Origin of the sequence: Bacillus sp. PAMC28571, assembly GCF_014250435.1 — a bacterium.
Lineage (GTDB): Bacteria > Bacillota > Bacilli > Bacillales > Bacillaceae > Bacillus > Bacillus safensis.
Genome location: NZ_CP060191.1, coordinates 3,223,183 through 3,238,304 on the forward strand (window position 1 = coordinate 3,223,183; position 15,122 = coordinate 3,238,304).

A 15,122-nucleotide genomic window follows, 5' to 3' on the forward strand; every position below is an offset into this window, starting at 1 on the left:
CAGATCGTCTCATATGCATTGGAGTACCTTGTCCCTAATTCGTACAAAGGAGGAAACAATGGCAGACAAAAAAGTTCATTATAAGAAGGTTGCCGCTTCAGAGGATTTTCGAAAACTTCTTGAGGAAAAACGCAGATTTATCGTACCGATGACGATTTTCTTTTTTCTCTTTTACTTTTCACTTCCGGTTGCTACATCCTACTTCACCTTTTTGAACACGCCGGCAATTGGCGCGATCTCATGGGCTTGGTTATTCGCCCTCACACAATTTGTCATGACCTGGGTTTTATGTGGACTTTATGCGAAAAAAGCAGCTAAGTTCGACAATTATGTAAGCGCTTTAAAAATTGAATCAAGAGGTGATGACGAATGAGCATGACCGCTTTTATTTTGTTCGTAGCGATCGTAGGGCTCACATTGGTCATCACATATTTTGCTGCGAAAAAAACAAGCAATGCGAGTGATTTTTACACAGCAGGCGGAGGTCTGACTGGGTTTCAAAACGGCCTTGCCATTGCTGGAGACTATATGTCTGCTGCATCATTTTTAGGGATTGCTGGAATGATCGCGTTAAACGGATTTGACGGCTTTTTCTATAGCATTGGTTTTCTAGTAGCGTATCTTGTCGTTCTTTACGTTGTGGCTGAACCGCTTCGAAATCTGGGGAAATATACGATGGCCGATATGATCGCTGCACGATTTAAGCGCCCTGCCATCCGAGGGGTTGCCGCCTTTAATACCATTACAGTTTCCACTTTTTATATGATTGCTCAGCTCGTTGGAGCAGGTGCATTAATCAAGCTGCTTCTTGGCATTGATTACTGGATCGCTGTGCTGATCGTAGGTGTCCTGATGACCATTTATGTCGTGTTTGGCGGCATGATTGCGACCAGCTGGGTACAGATCACAAAGGCTGTGCTTCTCATGCTTGGGACATTAATTATTTCTCTGCTTGTGTTTGCAAAGTTTGATTTTAGTCTGCTGAAGATGTTTGAACAGATGAAAACTGCAACCCCGCTTGGTGAATCGTTTCTTCACCCGGGAAATAAATATGATGTGCCTTTAGAAACCCTGTCTCTTAACCTCGCCTTAGTGCTTGGGACAGCAGGTTTGCCACATATTTTGATCCGTTTTTATACAGTAAAGGATGCGATTTCTGCGCGAAAATCGGTTCTTTCTGCTACTTGGATCATCGGGATCTTTTATTTAATGACGGTTTTCCTTGGCTTTGGCGCTGCTGCCTTTGTTGGAACAGAAGCGATCACGGCAGCAGATGCAGCAGGGAATATGGCCGCTCCACTGCTCGCCCAAGCTCTTGGAGGAGATTTGTTATTTGCCTTTGTTTCCGCTATCGCCTTTGCGACCATATTGGCAGTGGTGACTGGGCTTGTTTTATCCGCCGCGTCTGCTTTTGCCCATGACTTTTATAGTCAGATTATCCGCAAAGGAAAAGCGAGTGAGCGGGAGCAAGTGAAGGCGGCGCGCTTTGCTTCAATCGGCGTGGCGATCCTCTCTATCATTCTTGCATTATTTGCCCAGTCCTTAAACGTCGCTTTTCTTGTGTCTCTTGCCTTCGCAGTGGCGGCAAGTGCGAACTTACCTTTGATTATCTTCACTGTTTTTTGGAAACGATTTAACTCTACGGGTGCCATCGCAGGAAGCTTAACAGGCCTTCTGAGCGCACTGATCATTGTCTCGCTCAGCCCAAGCGTCTGGGACCCGTCAGGAGCAGCCATCTTCACAGGAGAGCCGCTCATCCCGCTGTCGAACCCTGGGATTATCTCGATTCCACTCGGATTCCTTGCCGCCTACTTAGGCACGATATTCTCTTCTGAAAAAGCAGATGAAGACACCTTTACAGAAATTCAAGTAAAGGCACATACAGGCATGCATATGGATACTGATTCATAAGGAAAAGCCGGCTGCTCAGCCGGCTTTTTAATAGCGCTGGAATAACTCTGGGTTTTTCGGAACGTTTTCTAAATAAACGATCTTCCCTTGGTCGTCCAGCTCTGCGATATCAATTCCTTCTGCTGTATAGACACGGCCATCCGAAAGCTTTCCGCAAACGGCCCAGTTTGTTTCATACTTTCCGTCTTCTCTTTTCATCCACCCATCCCACATATGCTTAATGTCTTCATGCACGTGGAAAAATGTGTTCAAAAACTGTGTGAATGCTTGGATTCCAGGCTTTTGGGCGCCATTTAAGACAATCATGACATCGTCAGAAAACAATGCCAGCAATTCATCCAGCTGCTCCTTCCCTTTTCCTGCTTCATCATACCGGCGAAAATACGTATCGAGCACTTCCATGTTCATTCTCCTTTATTTACCTGTCATTTCGAAATTAATCGAACTAATGTGATTGTACACAATTGTTTCTCTCCTGTCTATTTTTCCAGACATAAGAAAAGACATGAATTGATTCAATCCATGTCTCCTTCAAGTTAAAGGGATGCTTTTTCTGCTACAACAAGTGATTTCAGCTCTTCTGCTGCTTTTTTTGGATCGGCGCTCTGGCTAATAGCACTAATGATGCTTATACCGTCTGCCCCAGCTTGTATCACTGGTGCAGCGTTTTCGTATGTGATCCCTCCGATACCTACAATCGGAATTTGAAGGGCATGACGGCGGACTTCAGTGATCAAAGACACACCCTGGACACTGCGTGTATCCTTTTTCGTTTCCGTTGGATAGACTGGGCCCATACCGACATAATCTGCTCCGTCCTTCATGGCTTGTTTTACTTCGTCTAGGTTATGCGTCGACACGCCTAATATTTTATTCCCGATCCTTTCTCTGACGTCTTTTGCATTTGTGTCTTCCTGTCCAACATGAACGCCATCTGCATCAAGATCAATCGCTAGCTGTACATCATCATTCACAATAAAAGGAACATTTGCTTCTTGGCAAAGCGCTTGAATTTGACGAGCCAATTGTTTCTTCTCTTCACCCTGCAAGGCTTTTTCACCCTTTTCACGAAATTGAAACATGGTGATTCCGCCTTGAATGGCCTCTTTTACAACATCAAGCGGCAATCTGCTTGTATTCGCTGTTCCCATAATAAAATAAACCGATAATTGCTGTTTGATTAGCTGTTGATCAGCCTTTGTCATGTGAAACTCCCCCTATTTTCCCTAGTGTCAGCACATCTTCGCCGGTTGTGTGTGATAGTGCGTTTAACAATTCCATTTGAAAGGTTCCCGGTCCTTTATCCTTTGCGCTCAGAGCTGCCCTTTCAGCGGCGACACCATAAAACAGCAATGCAGCGGCCGACGCATGAAGCGGCTGTTCACCTGTTGCACAAAATGCCCCGATGACAGACGTCAGCAAACAGCCGGTTCCTGTCACCTTGGTGAGCCATTCATGTCCATTATGAATGGACAGGACCTCATCTCCATCTGACACCACATCGATTTTTCCTGTGATTACCACTATTGTCTGAAGTGCAATGGACGCTTGTTTGGCTAATGCCGATACATCTCCATTCGCCGCTTTCGCATCAACGCCTTTTGACTCCCAGCCATCCACTCCAAGTAAATGAGCCACTTCAGCAGCATTTCCTCTGACAACGGTCATTTTCACTTTCTTTAACAGCTGTTTAGCGGCATTCGCTCGAAACGTTGTCGCACCGACGCCGACAGGATCTAACAAAACCGGTATACCTTTTTCATTGGCGGCTTGTCCAGCGAGTATCATAGCTTCCACCGTCTCTCTAGTCAGTGTGCCAATATTAAGCACAAGTGCATCCGCTAATTGCGCCATTTCAGCCACTTCTTCTTTGGCGTTTGCCATGACTGGCGAAGCACCTAAAGCAAGCAGTCCATTCGCTGTAAAATTCGTCACGACTTGATTGGTGATATTATGAACGAGTGGATTTTTTTCTCGAACCTTCTCCAATAAATGAGACGCGCAGCTTGTTTTCATCCGTATCGTCCTCCCTTTTACTCTGCATCCCACACATAGGATTTCGTATGCTTTAACCATTCTCTTGCCGCAAACGACAAATAGCGATCTTTACGCCAAATGACACCTAAATGCCACGGGATCGACGGGTTTAGGGAAATGACCTTTACCTTTTCAGGATCAAGATCACGGCAGATTCGTTCTGGCAGAAGTCCAATCCCTAAGTTTTCAGCTACCATTTCACTAATGAAATCCCACTGAGACGTTTCATAAATGACATTTGGCCGGAATCCCGCATTCATACATTCATTCAAAATCCGGCTGTGCAGAACAAAATCTTCTCTAAAGAAAATAAAAGACTCTTCCCTTAAATCAGCTAAATGTACCTCCTCACGACCAGCCATCGGATGGGATGGATGCGTCACGAGCTTCATGTTCTCTTTAATAATGGTGTACGTATGAAAAATTTTATCATTTGCAGGCAGAACAATGACACCAATATCAAGCGACCCATCCTCGACCCCTTCCTCTACTTTAATGGAGCCGTGCTCAACCAATTGAAATGTGACATCTGGATATTGCTGGCGGAATTCCCCCATGACATTCGGGAAGAAACTTGACCCAATCATCGGCGGCAGTCCGATTCGAATATGCCCTTTTTTCACATTCATTAAATCATTTAATTCGTTCGTTAAATTCTGAAATGACTGTGCGATTTCACTCGCCTGTGTATACATGGTTTGGCCAGCATCTGTCATTTCAACCTGCCGGCCATTGCGGTAAAATAACTGCACCCCCAGCTCATCCTCCAGGTTTTTGACCATCTTGGAAATGGTCGGCTGCGATACGTAAAGGGACTGCGATGCTTTCGTGAAGCTCTTTAACCTTGCCACTTCTAAGAAATATGTTAAATGTCTGATGTCCACCTGATTCATCCTTCCTATAGACAAAAGGAATAATTACTATTCGATATATGTATTTTACCTATAACTGAACGTGCTGTACACTTTAAAGTAAGCTCATCACTTGGAACGTTGTCATCTTTTTGTGAAACACTGAACAATTTATATAGAAAAAGGAGTGAACAGAAAGTGAAATTGCTCAAAACGCCGCTGATTGCTGCCCTTCAGATTATGGTCTTGTTTATTTTTGCGAAATTCATGAATGTGCTGGCGGCCTTTTTGCATTTAAGAATCCCGGGCACGATCTTAGGCATTCTTGTCATTTTCTTATTACTTCATTTTAAGATCATTCAATTAAAATGGATAGAACTTGGCGCCGTATGGCTGCTCGGAGAACTGCTGCTTTTCTTTATTCCATCAGCAGTTGGTGTCATTGATTATGGAAAACTGCTTTCTCAATCTGGCACAAGTATTGTCCTTGTCGTCTTAATTAGTACGTTTGTGGTCATGCTCTCAACTGGTATCATGACGCAAATGATTGCGAAACGAAAGGAGCGGAAAAAACTATGTTAGTTGGCGGACTATTTCTGATTTTAACAGTTCTTTTATATCTCGGATCAAAAGCGGTGTACAAACGACATCCGAAGGTCTATGTCTCCCCATTACTTGTGACTCCGCTTGTCCTTGTCGTCTTGCTGTTAATCGTCAACATTCCTTACGATGCTTATAACCAAGGCGGGAAATGGCTCACGAATATGCTGCAGCCTGCGACTGTTGCTTTTGCCATTCCTTTATATAAGTATTTTCATATCCTGAAGAAGCATGCAGTGGAAATTCTTTTGAATGTGGCTTGCGGCTCTGTCATTGCGATCTTATCAACGGCATTTATCGCCAAGTTGTTTCATCTGGACACAGGCCTTATTGAGAGCCTTGTCCCAAGATCGGTTACAACACCTGTAGCAATGAGTGTGTCAGAAATGATCGGCGGCATGCCGTCCGTTACGGCCGTGTTTGTCATTTTAACCGCACTGTTTGGATCGATTATCGGTCCAATGGTGATCCGTTACTTCCGCATCGATAATGACATTGCCATGGGCGTCCTGCTTGGAACAGGTGCACACGGTGCAGGAACATCGAAGGCCTTTGAAATGAGCTCCGTCTCAGGGACGATCTCAAGTGTATCGATGATTATTTCAGCCATTATTACATTATGTGCAGCACCTATCCTTATGTCGTTTGCCTTATAGAAAAAAGCCATTCCTTATCGGAAATGGCTTTTTCTTATGCTTGTATGAAGACAACCTTTAAATAGTTTCCTTCGGGATAATTCTTCGTTGTACGGAAATCCTCAGGAAGTGTATATTCTTCAAGTATCCGATAGGTTTGCCCTGATTCTTTAAAAGCCTGTGCAATAAACCCTTTAAATTTCTTCATGCCAAATGCACTGCTATTCGTTGATGCCACAATGACGCCGTTCTCAGCTGTAATTTGGATGGCTTCTTTTAATAGCTTCTTATAATCCTTCGCCGCACTGAATGTGTGCTTTTTCGTTCGTGCAAAGGAAGGCGGGTCTAAGATGACGAGATCATAGGTCCAGTCTTTTTTCGCTGCAAACGGAAAATATTTAAAGACATCCATGACTTTGATATCCTGCCCGTCCACATCAATACCATTGACTTCAAACTGCTCAGTTGTTTTTTTCAGGCTGCGGTTTGCAACATCCACACTTGTCGTACGGCTCGCTCCGCCAAGCGCAGCTGCCACTGAGAAAGCACCTGTGTAAGAAAACGTATTGAGCACAGTCTTTCCTTTTGCATAACGCTCTCGAATCGCTTTTCTCACATGACGCTGATCAAGGAAAATACCCGTCATCGCGCCATCATTTAAGTAAATTGCTACGTTCATGCCGTTTTCTTTCACGATGAGAGGAAATTCACCTTTCTCTCCCTTCACAAAATCATCATCTTCTATATACTGTCCAGACGTATCAAATCGTTTCTTTTCATAAATGCCTTTATAGTCTGGATATACGTGCTCAAGTGCAGCCAATACATCTTCCTTTAATGTATAGACTCCTTCGCTATACCATTGGATGAGATAGAATCCGTCATAATGATCAATTGTGACGCCGCCAATTCCATCACCTTCTCCGTTAAAGACACGGAAAGCAGTCGTCTGTGCATCACGAAATAAATGCGTTCTGCTTTTCGCTGCCTGCTCAAGCCTAGAGACAAAAAAAGCTTGATCTATTTTTTCGTTCGCATCAAAGGTTAGTACCCAGCCAATTCCTTTATTTTGTACACCATAATACCCTTTTCCTAAAAAAGCGCCCCGCTCATCTACCCATTCAATGAGCTCGCCTTCCCGTACACCGTTCACATGCGATACTGCATCTTTGGAAATGAGCGGATATCCTTTTTTCACTTGTTCCGCAAATGTTTGTTTTAATGAGATTTTTTTCATTTGTGTCATCCTTATCCTAAATTGACTCTCTCTATCCTACCATATGAATGTATACGTTACTTCTATTATGATAAGATGAGGAGAAAAATATCAACATGACATAGAGGAGGCACTTCGTTTGACGACATTACGCTTAGATCATACAGGTATTATGGTTTCGAATATTGATCAGTCGATTGATTTTTATGAAAAAGTGGTGGGCATGAAATTAAAGGACCGCATCACTCATACAAATGGAGTGATTGAGCTTGCATTTCTCGGTTTTAAAGATGAAACCGAAACCGAAATTGAGCTCATCCAAGGCTACAGCAGTGACCTGCCATCTGAAGGGAAGGTCCATCATCTTGCCTTCACAACAGACAACATTCATGCTGAATTCAATCGTATTCAAAAGCTGCAAATTGAATTAATTGATGAAGAAATCACGACATTACCAAATGGATATTGCTACTTCTTTTTCAGAGGGCCAGACCAAGAGTGGATCGAATTCTTCCAGCGCTAATATTTCCTAGGAAATGGGGCCGCTAAATCTATCTTCCACTTATTCATAAAGAAAAGAGTAAGAGCATATACATGCCCTTACTCTTTTTTATAACACCTTACTAAGAAATGATTTTGTACGCTCATGCTGCGGGTTTCCAAAGAGAGCTTCTGGTTTGTCTTCCTCGACAATATATCCGCCATCCATAAAGATGACACGGTCTCCCACCTCTCTTGCAAAGCCCATTTCATGTGTGACCACAATCATTGTCATGCCTTCGACAGCTAATTGTTTCATTACAGCTAATACATCCCCTACGACCTCAGGATCAAGAGCTGATGTCGGCTCATCGAATAATAGTACTTTCGGATCCATTGCCAACGCTCTCGCAATGGCGACACGTTGTTTTTGTCCACCAGATAATTGGTTAGGGTAGCTTTTGGCTTTGTCTTTTAAGCCGACTTTTTCAAGCAAGTCTAACGCTTTTTCGACTGCTGCCTTCTTCTCGATACCTTTTACCTTGATCGGTGCAATCGTGATGTTTTCTAAAACGGTTTTATGAGGGAATAAATTAAAGTGCTGAAACACCATGCCTACTTCTTGTCGTACTTTATTGATATTCACCTTTGGATCTGTAATCGTGTGTCCGTGGACAACGACTTCTCCAGCCGTGATATCTTCTAATTTATTGAGGCATCTTAGAAACGTGCTTTTCCCTGATCCAGAAGGACCAATGACACACACTACTTCCTTTTCCTCGATGACTGCATTAATATCCTTTAACACTTCGTGATCGCCAAAGGATTTCTTTAAGTTTTTCACCGTAATCATACTCATTTGATATCAAATCTCCTTTCTGCGTAGCTAGCCAGTAGAGAAAGTAAATAAATGATCACGAAATAAATGACACCGACAATGAGCCAGACATTCAATGGATCAAATGTAGCCGATGCTTGAACTTGTCCTCGCTGCATAATATCGGCAATCCCGATAATAGATAAGAGAGATGTATCCTTCAAGCTGATGATGGCCTGGTTTGTAATCGCTGGGAGCATGCGGCGGAATGCCTGCGGAAGGACGATAAAGCGCATGTTTTGCCCCCCTGTAAAGCCTAAAGAGCGCGCAGCTTCTGTTTGTCCTTTATCAATAGACTGAATCCCTGCACGAATAATTTCTGAGAAATAAGCTCCTGCATTAATCGCTACTGTAATAATTCCTGCAGGCACTCGATCAAGTGAAATGAATTCAAGTGTATTTAAACCAAAATAAATGAAGAATAGCTGTACGATAAATGGTGTACCTCGAATGGCATTCACAAAAACGAGTGCGATGAAATTTAAGATTTTAAATGGTGACAGACGGAATAATGCCACAATTAACCCGATGATAAACCCTAAAATGATGGCAACAACAAAGATATATAAAGTGGTTTGCAAACCATTCATTAAATACGGAAATGCATTAATAATAGTATCCACGTTTCTCCCTCCCTAATTCACATACGGCTGACACATAAAGAAAGCGCGCTCGGAGCGCGCCTCGCTTGTGTTATGACTTCAAATATTTATCAATAATTTTGTCATATTCACCGTTTTTCTTTAGGTTCTCAAGGCCTTTATTGATCTTCTTCAATAGGTCTTGGTTTTTCCCCTTCATGACAGAGATACCATACTGGTCTCCATTCAAGCGGTCTCCAACTGTTTTCAATTTTAAATCTTGTTGTGCGATCGCATACGTAATGACAGGATAATCCTCAATTAAGGCATCTGCATTTCCGTTTGATACTTCCTGGAACATAGATGGGCTGTCATTAAATTGAACGACTTCATACCCATATTTATCAGCGTTATCAGATGCGAATTTTGCACCAGTTGTCCCATTTTTAACAGCTAGCTTTTTCCCCTTTAAATCATTAATAGATTTGATGCTGCTGTCCTTTTTCACAACAACTGTCAGTCCAGCGTCGAAGTAAGGATCTGAAAAATCTACTTTCTTCTTACGCTCATCTGTAATACTCATTCCGCCCATTCCAACATCAAGCTGTCCTGCCTGCATCGCTGGAATGATGCCTGAGAAGTCCATCGCTTCAAGCTTCACTTTGAAACCTTGGTCTTTCGCGATTGCATTAATTAAATCAACGTCTATCCCTTCATATTTACCGCCCTTTTCAAATTCAAATGGCGGATAAGTTGTATCTATCCCAATTTTATATGTGCCTTTGCCTTCTCCCGAACCACTGTCCGATTTTGATCCACAGGCTGCCATGACAAGCACAACAATTAGTCCCATGATCAATAACATCGATTTCTTCATAAAACACGACCCCCATTGTCAGTTTTGTCTAAATATTCGCAATAACAATAATACTATACCACGCTAAAGCTATAGTGTGTGATATTTTTTATCAATACCAAAGATCCATACAATTCTAGATCAATAGTCTCTTTAAATTTTACTTTTTTGCGAATAACTCATTTTATTCTAAAAGAAGAGTCATTCACAATTATGATGTAAGATAATCTCACAAAAAACGAGGCAGTGCCTTGATAAATGATGTTTCTCCCTTGCATACGAAGGCAAACTCAAATACTTGCTTCCTCTCTTTATTGATATTGTAATATATTTTTTTCAAAACCCTCTTTTTACCTAAAAATATGTAAGCGTATACAAAAAGAGCACTGGCTCCCTATTTCTTTCACTACTGGTTGAATTTACATCAAAAAACATGTTTTACAAACTGCACGAGAGAGCTTAAAATATAAGAAGATACTGGAATATGGGAAGTGGATTCAGAAGAACGGTGACTGATAGATGAAGAAAGGAGGATATGAATTGGCAGAAGCAGGTGTTTTGTCGTCCGTTGATGTAGCGAATATGCTCAATGATTGGTATGTCATGATGAAAAAAAGAGAGATACAAGGTGCTATCCAGTTAAAAGAAGACATTCTTCAAGCGTTTGATCGAATGGAAGAAAATCAGGACGTCTTACTTTACTATCAACTGCTAGAGTACCGTTTTAAAGATCTAATAGAAGATACAGCTTCGTTAGATCATAGTCTTTTTGTTGATGAAAATGCCATCCGTACGGATGATATGCTCAGCTATTATTTCTATTTCTTTAAAGGGATGTATGAAATGCGCAGAGGCAATCAGGATACGGCATTTCACCATTTAAAATTGGCCGAGGATAAATTAGATCTCGTGCACGATGACATTGAAAAAGCCGAATTTCATTATAAAACAGGGTGTCTTTACTATAATATTAGGTCCACGCTTCTCTCCATCCACCACTTAAAGATGGCTTCATCTATTTACGACGCAGATCCATGTTATGTGAAAAAATCAATCAGCTGTCAAATGATGCTTGCTTTGAATTATGCGGATCAGTCGAAATATGATGAGGCAGAATCGCTGTTCGAAGAAGTCATTCATTCACTAGAACAGATGGATGATCCAGATTTACTTGGACATGCCTATTGCAATGCAGCCTTTATTAAAAGTCTTAGAAATGAATACAGTGAAGCTGTGCCACTCCTAGAAAAGGCTTTAATGATAGAATCATTCGAAACTTCTTCTCCAGGCGGCTATTTACTTGCCATGTACGCCTACACAAAAGCACTATTTAAGCTGAAAAAGCCAGGTTTGTTTCACTATTATGTACAGCTTTCACTTCAAAAAGCAGAAAATTTAAAACAACGAAACATTTCACTTAAATTATCCATTTTAGAAACACTTATGATTCAGCCAGACAACATGATTGAGCAAATCAAGGCTTATTGCGATCAATTAGAATCAATGAATTTCCTTGTTGACCTTGAAGCTATTTGTCAGGATGCAGCAGCTTACTTAACGGATCTTGGGCTTCATGAAGAATCTTCTTATTTTAGAAACAAGGCGTTGTCCTTGAAAACTTGTTAAGAAAATGGAGTGATGTATGATGAAGAAATGGCTCATCACAAGTGCGATTTTAACCCTCTTGATAACAGGTGTTTCTGTTGGTACTTCCATTCAAAAAGACAGTCAATCAGCACAATCTCAAGATATTATTCAAAAGAGAGACCGTGGAACCAACCCTTAATATGAAAAAAAGCAGCTGTGATCAAAACAGCTGCTTTTTGATGTGCTAATCAATTTCTCGTTTAATATTCTGCATTTTTTCATCTAAGTAATGGGCAATATCTGCTGCTTCCTTCAGTTCATCAGTCAGCTGATGAGGAACATCGTTTTGCAGTTTATAATAGATTTTATGCTCTAGACTCGCCCAAAAATCCATCGCAATGGTCCGCACCTGAATCTCAACCTTCACATGCTCCACACGATTTGTTAAGTAGACTGGTATCTCAACAATTAAATGAAGGCTTCTGTAGCCATTTGGTTTCGGATATTGAATATAATCCTTCACTTCAAGGATCTTTAAATCCTCTCTTTGCCTCAATACATCCATAATGTTATAGATATCTTGAATAAAAGAACAGATGATGCGGACACCTGCGATATCATGGATATGCTCCTTGGCACATTGTGTCGTGATGTCGCATCCTTTTCTTGCTAGTTTATTCACTATGCTTTCAAAGGATTTAATTCGTGATTTTGTATGCTCTATTGGGTTGTGTCCATGGATTAAATTATACTCCTGGCTGATAATTGAAAACTTTGTATCCATTTCATCTAACGCAAATTTATATACTAATAGTTCATTTTTCCAGTCTTCCATGACATTTTTCAAATCTTCTACATGAGTTGCTGACATATTCATTTTCTTTTTGTCATCTCCTTTTGGAAACGGCAGCTGCACCGCTTTCCGTTTACTAGACGGAGAGAGAACTCGAATGGTTTTAAAAAATACGCAGTTAGCCTCGTTGTTTGTAATATGTCAGCGCCAGTGCAAGGGCCAGCACAGAACCTTTCACAATATCCATTGCATAATAAGGGACAGACATCATCACAAGCCCATTTTGTAAAATACCGATGAGTACAGCTCCGATAAAAGTGCCAAATGCGTTTGGCTTACCTGCTCCCATGACGGAAAATCCGATAAAAGCAGCCGCTACTCCATCCATTAAATATGGTGCACCCGCATTAATTTCTGCTGTCATGACCCTTGAAGCCAGTACGATACCGCCGATCGCTGCAAATAAAGCAGAAAGCAGATAGGCCGCAATTTTGTATTTGTTCACATGTATGCCAGACAATCGAGCCGCTTCCTTATTCCCACCGATGATGTACATGAATCGGCCGTGCTTTGTGTAGGACATGAAAACATGCGCAAATAGTACAATGGCAGCCATAATCAGAATGATATATGGCACCTGTCCAATTTTGCTGAAAAAGGCAGGAATCGTCCCCGTTGAGAACGTGCCATCAGGAAGCACCATATTTTCAGAAATAGTCGCCCCTTTCGTATACGTTTGAGCCAGCCCTTGAATGATAAACATCATGGCTAATGTCATGAGCATATCTGGAATTTTCATTTTGACGATCATCCATGCATTTAGCAAACCAACAATGATAGATGCCGCTAGTGCAGAGAGGATTGCAATTAGTAGGTTTTGCGAGAACCATACGAACATAGAAATGACAATCGCATTTGATAGCGTAGCGACTGATCCAACTGATAAATCAAAGCCGTTTACTGCCAATGAGATAGTTAAGCCCACCGCAATGATGGTAACTATCGAAATAGATCGTAGAATATTGATGATATTTCCTGATTGCAAAAACGCTGGATTCGATGCCGCAAATACCACAATCAACACGACAATAGTTAAGATTGTGCCATATCGATAAAAGAAATCAAACAGATGAAAGGATGGCCGCTGTTTTTTGATTTGCTGCACAGGGGCCGGAATTTGTTGTTCGCTCATGATTGTCCTCCTGTTGAATGATATAAAAGCTCCTCTTCAGTCGTCGGTGCGGTCATTTCCCGGGCAATGCTGCCATCATATAGCACGTATACTCGGTCAGCGATACCTGCAATCTCTGACAGCTCACTCGACGCATAAATGACAGATTTTCCGCGGGCGGCAAGCTCTGCAATCAAAGTGAAAATATCTTTTTTCGCTCCAACGTCTACACCTTTGGTTGGTTCGTCAAAGAGATACACATCTGCCTCAGCCAGCAGCCATTTTCCGATAGCAACCTTCTGCTGATTTCCACCAGATAGATGCTTCACCTTTGCTTCAAGAGACGGCGTTTTGACACCAAGCCGTTTGACGATGTCGCCTGCTTCCCGCTTTTCCTTCGAACGATGTAAGAAGCTGAATATCCGTGAAAATGAGTGAAGACTTGCAGCCGTTAAGTTCCACCCCACGCTCTCTTCGGTCAGAATCCCTTCTTTTCTCCGCTCTTCCGGCACAAGAGCCATTCCAGCCCTCACCGCTTGATGAGGCGATGTGATGCGAATGGTTTGACCATGAAGCTGAACGGTCCCCGTCTTTTTTTCTGAGGCACCGAAAAGGGCTTTGCATAATTCTGTTTTTCCAGCACCGACAAGTCCTGCGATCCCGAGAATTTCTCCTTTTTTGACATAAAAGTGAATGTTGTTTAATTTATGTTGATCGTTTAGCTCTTTCACTTCAAGCACAATTGGTGCATCTTTCAGTGGCCTGCGAGACGGGAACTGCTCCTCTAATGGTGCACCTAGCATTTCTTCAATGACCTGCTGCGGATTTATGTCTTTGACAAGGTGAGCTGCGACATCCGTTCCATTTCGCATCACAGTCAGTTCATCACAGATGGTGAAAATTTCAGGCATGCGGTGAGAAATAAACACGATCCCCGTCCCATTCTGTTTCAACCGATCAATCATTGAGAATAATTTGCTTGTTTCTGCATGACTAAGCGGAGCCGTTGGTTCATCTAAGATTAAAATGCTGCATTTAATGGAAACGGCCTTGGCAATGAGCACCATCTGTTTTTCGGCAAGGGTCAGATCGCTGACAAGTCGTTTTGTGGAAATGTCGATGTCCATTTCTTTTAATAGCTGAGCCGCCTTGCGATGCAGCTCTTTCCAGCTGACAAATGTTTTTTTCTCAATCTCATGCATCATCATATTCTCACCAACACTTAAGTAGGGAACAAGCGCCGTATCCACTTCTTGGTGGACCGTCTGCACACCATATGAGGATGCATCCTTTGGGGTTTGAATAGATGCCGCCTGGCCATTGATGTGGATGGTCCCGTCGAAGTGGGAATGAGCGCCAGAAAGAATCTTCATTAACGTTGACTTCCCAGCACCATTTGCTCCAATCAGTGCATGGACCGTCCCTTTTTTTAATGTGAAATTCACTTGATCTAACGCTTTGACCCCTGGGAATTCAATTGAAATATTTTTCATACGAACAAGCGGCGCTGTCATAGGTGTCCTCCTT

Annotated in this window: 18 protein-coding genes; 7 read left to right on the forward strand and 11 right to left on the reverse strand. The window is 42.1% G+C overall.

Annotation, left to right across the window (positions count from 1 at the left end; genetic code table 11):
• The first annotated feature begins 58 nt into the window (after positions 1 to 58).
• Both H7F25_RS16355 and H7F25_RS16360 read left to right on the forward strand, forming a co-directional pair.
• Positions 59 to 373, forward strand: coding sequence for a DUF485 domain-containing protein (locus tag H7F25_RS16355; RefSeq protein ID WP_149126155.1), 315 nt, complete (start codon positions 59 to 61; stop codon positions 371 to 373).
• Positions 370 to 1,911 carry a solute symporter family protein gene (locus H7F25_RS16360; RefSeq protein WP_024423846.1) on the forward strand — a complete coding sequence of 514 codons (1,542 nt, stop codon included), beginning with the start codon at positions 370 to 372 and terminating at the stop codon, positions 1,909 to 1,911. The genes H7F25_RS16355 and H7F25_RS16360 overlap by 4 nt, the downstream gene beginning before the upstream one ends.
• A 27-nt stretch (positions 1,912 to 1,938) precedes the next feature.
• Here H7F25_RS16360 and H7F25_RS16365 read toward each other — a convergent pair whose 3' ends face one another.
• The 4 genes from H7F25_RS16365 to cidR all read right to left on the reverse strand — a co-directional run bounded on the left by H7F25_RS16365 (position 1,939) and on the right by cidR (position 4,832).
• Positions 1,939 to 2,313 (reverse strand): nuclear transport factor 2 family protein, encoded by a 375-nt coding sequence (locus H7F25_RS16365; RefSeq protein WP_024426433.1) that lies wholly within the window; start codon positions 2,311 to 2,313, stop codon positions 1,939 to 1,941.
• A 134-nt stretch (positions 2,314 to 2,447) separates the two neighbouring features.
• Positions 2,448 to 3,116 carry a thiamine phosphate synthase gene (gene thiE / locus H7F25_RS16370; RefSeq protein WP_185853934.1) on the reverse strand — a complete coding sequence of 223 codons (669 nt, stop codon included), beginning with the start codon at positions 3,114 to 3,116 and terminating at the stop codon, positions 2,448 to 2,450.
• Positions 3,103 to 3,927, reverse strand: coding sequence for a hydroxyethylthiazole kinase (gene thiM, locus H7F25_RS16375; RefSeq protein ID WP_185853935.1), 825 nt, complete (start codon positions 3,925 to 3,927; stop codon positions 3,103 to 3,105). Before thiM ends, thiE begins: the two co-directional genes overlap by 14 nt.
• A gap of 17 nt (positions 3,928 to 3,944) precedes the next feature.
• The gene (gene cidR, locus H7F25_RS16380; RefSeq protein ID WP_024426436.1) at positions 3,945 to 4,832 is read right to left on the reverse strand and encodes a cidABC operon transcriptional activator CidR; all 888 of its coding nucleotides are present in this window, start codon (positions 4,830 to 4,832) and stop codon (positions 3,945 to 3,947) included.
• A 207-nt stretch (positions 4,833 to 5,039) separates the two neighbouring features.
• Here cidR and H7F25_RS16385 point away from each other — a divergent pair, with 207 nt between their 5' ends.
• Both H7F25_RS16385 and H7F25_RS16390 read left to right on the forward strand, forming a co-directional pair.
• Positions 5,040 to 5,381: a CidA/LrgA family holin-like protein gene (locus H7F25_RS16385; RefSeq protein ID WP_034281461.1), complete on the forward strand. Its 342-nt coding sequence runs from the start codon at positions 5,040 to 5,042 to the stop codon at positions 5,379 to 5,381.
• Positions 5,375 to 6,055 carry a CidB/LrgB family autolysis modulator gene (locus H7F25_RS16390; protein ID WP_073207868.1) on the forward strand — a complete coding sequence of 227 codons (681 nt, stop codon included), beginning with the start codon at positions 5,375 to 5,377 and terminating at the stop codon, positions 6,053 to 6,055. Before H7F25_RS16385 ends, H7F25_RS16390 begins: the two co-directional genes overlap by 7 nt.
• Positions 6,056 to 6,089: 34 nt before the next feature.
• Here the strand turns inward: H7F25_RS16390 and H7F25_RS16395 are convergent, their stop codons facing one another.
• The gene (locus H7F25_RS16395) at positions 6,090 to 7,271 is read right to left on the reverse strand and encodes a class I SAM-dependent rRNA methyltransferase (RefSeq protein WP_172880395.1); all 1,182 of its coding nucleotides are present in this window, start codon (positions 7,269 to 7,271) and stop codon (positions 6,090 to 6,092) included.
• A gap of 118 nt (positions 7,272 to 7,389) precedes the next feature.
• Here H7F25_RS16395 and H7F25_RS16400 point away from each other — a divergent pair, with 118 nt between their 5' ends.
• A complete protein-coding gene (locus tag H7F25_RS16400) occupies positions 7,390 to 7,773 on the forward strand; it encodes a glyoxalase GlxA (protein ID WP_024423854.1) in 384 nt (127 codons plus the stop codon).
• A gap of 87 nt (positions 7,774 to 7,860) precedes the next feature.
• Here the strand turns inward: H7F25_RS16400 and H7F25_RS16405 are convergent, their stop codons facing one another.
• From H7F25_RS16405 to H7F25_RS16415, 3 genes are all read right to left on the reverse strand, one after another.
• A complete protein-coding gene (locus H7F25_RS16405; RefSeq protein ID WP_103131778.1) occupies positions 7,861 to 8,589 on the reverse strand; it encodes an amino acid ABC transporter ATP-binding protein in 729 nt (242 codons plus the stop codon).
• Positions 8,586 to 9,230: an amino acid ABC transporter permease gene (locus H7F25_RS16410; protein ID WP_151862781.1), complete on the reverse strand. Its 645-nt coding sequence runs from the start codon at positions 9,228 to 9,230 to the stop codon at positions 8,586 to 8,588. Before H7F25_RS16410 ends, H7F25_RS16405 begins: the two co-directional genes overlap by 4 nt.
• A 70-nt stretch (positions 9,231 to 9,300) precedes the next feature.
• Entirely contained in the window at positions 9,301 to 10,065 is a 765-nt protein-coding gene (locus H7F25_RS16415) for a transporter substrate-binding domain-containing protein (RefSeq protein WP_024423857.1), read from the reverse strand.
• A gap of 519 nt (positions 10,066 to 10,584) precedes the next feature.
• On the opposite strand from H7F25_RS16415, the gene H7F25_RS16420 reads away from it, so the two are divergent.
• Complete coding sequence (locus H7F25_RS16420) at positions 10,585 to 11,670, forward strand: Rap family tetratricopeptide repeat protein (protein WP_025093810.1); 1,086 nt, start codon at positions 10,585 to 10,587, stop codon at positions 11,668 to 11,670.
• Positions 11,671 to 11,689: 19 nt separating this feature from the next.
• Positions 11,690 to 11,830, forward strand: coding sequence for a hypothetical protein (locus H7F25_RS16425; RefSeq protein WP_162860197.1), 141 nt, complete (start codon positions 11,690 to 11,692; stop codon positions 11,828 to 11,830).
• Between the two features lie 45 nt (positions 11,831 to 11,875).
• Here H7F25_RS16425 and H7F25_RS16430 read toward each other — a convergent pair whose 3' ends face one another.
• The 3 genes from H7F25_RS16430 to H7F25_RS16440 form a co-directional block, all read right to left on the reverse strand.
• The gene (locus tag H7F25_RS16430) at positions 11,876 to 12,508 is read right to left on the reverse strand and encodes a GTP pyrophosphokinase YwaC (RefSeq protein ID WP_024423859.1); all 633 of its coding nucleotides are present in this window, start codon (positions 12,506 to 12,508) and stop codon (positions 11,876 to 11,878) included.
• Between the two features lie 94 nt (positions 12,509 to 12,602).
• Complete coding sequence (locus H7F25_RS16435; RefSeq protein ID WP_122632239.1) at positions 12,603 to 13,616, reverse strand: ABC transporter permease; 1,014 nt, start codon at positions 13,614 to 13,616, stop codon at positions 12,603 to 12,605.
• Positions 13,613 to 15,109, reverse strand: a complete 1,497-nt coding sequence (locus H7F25_RS16440) for a sugar ABC transporter ATP-binding protein (RefSeq protein WP_133744409.1) — start codon at positions 15,107 to 15,109, stop codon at positions 13,613 to 13,615. The genes H7F25_RS16435 and H7F25_RS16440 overlap by 4 nt, the downstream gene beginning before the upstream one ends.
• Between the last annotated feature and the right edge of the window lie 13 nt (positions 15,110 to 15,122).